Annotated in this window: 1 pseudogene; it reads left to right on the top strand. The window is 58.8% G+C overall.

The features are described 5' to 3' along the window. Position 1: 1 nt before the first annotated feature. Positions 2-733 (top strand): annotated as a pseudogene (locus QQJ79_RS15580) (DNA-directed RNA polymerase subunit beta'); the annotation flags it as partial.

Genomic DNA, 733 nt, shown 5'->3' with positions numbered 1-733 from the left:
CCTGACCCGTCGTCTTGTGGACGTTGCACAGGATTGTGTGGTTGTTGAGGTTGATTGTGGAACCGATCGCGGTGTGACCGTTCGTGAAGTGGTTGAAGGCAGCGATATCATCGCGACCCTCAGCGATCGTCTTCTCGGCCGGACCGCCAACGAGGATGTCCTCGATCCGAACACCGGCGAAGTTATCGTTGCCAAGGGCGACATGTTCGACGAAGCCGCTTCCCTGCAGGCAGAGAAGTGCGGCGTGGAACAGGTCCTGATCCGGTCCGTTCTGACCTGTGACACCAAGGGCGGTATCTGCGCCAAGTGTTATGGTCGTGATCTGGCCCGCGGTACTCCGGTCAACATCGGTGAGGCTGTCGGTGTTATTGCCGCCCAGTCCATTGGTGAGCCGGGTACGCAGCTCACCATGCGGACGTTCCACATTGGTGGTACGGCGCAGGTGGCCGAGGTTTCCTCTGTCGAGGCATCCCATGACGGTACGATCAAGATCGATAACCGCAACGTGGTTCAGAACAGTAAGGGTCTGCTGGTCGTCATGGGCCGGAACTCCGAACTGGTTCTGGTCGATGCCAACAACCGTGAACGTGCCCGTCACCGCCTGACCTATGGTACCACCCTGCTGGTGGACGATGGTCAGAAGGTCGAGAAGGGCACCAAGCTGGCACAGCGGGATCCGTTCACCACACCGGTGATCACGGAACTGGAAGGTGTTGCCAACTACAAGGACCTT

The organism is Brevundimonas denitrificans (assembly GCF_030160755.1).
GTDB lineage: Bacteria > Pseudomonadota > Alphaproteobacteria > Caulobacterales > Caulobacteraceae > Brevundimonas > Brevundimonas denitrificans.
The sequence above is the reverse complement of the archived record's forward strand: the minus strand, read 5'-3'. Positions and strand labels throughout refer to the sequence as shown.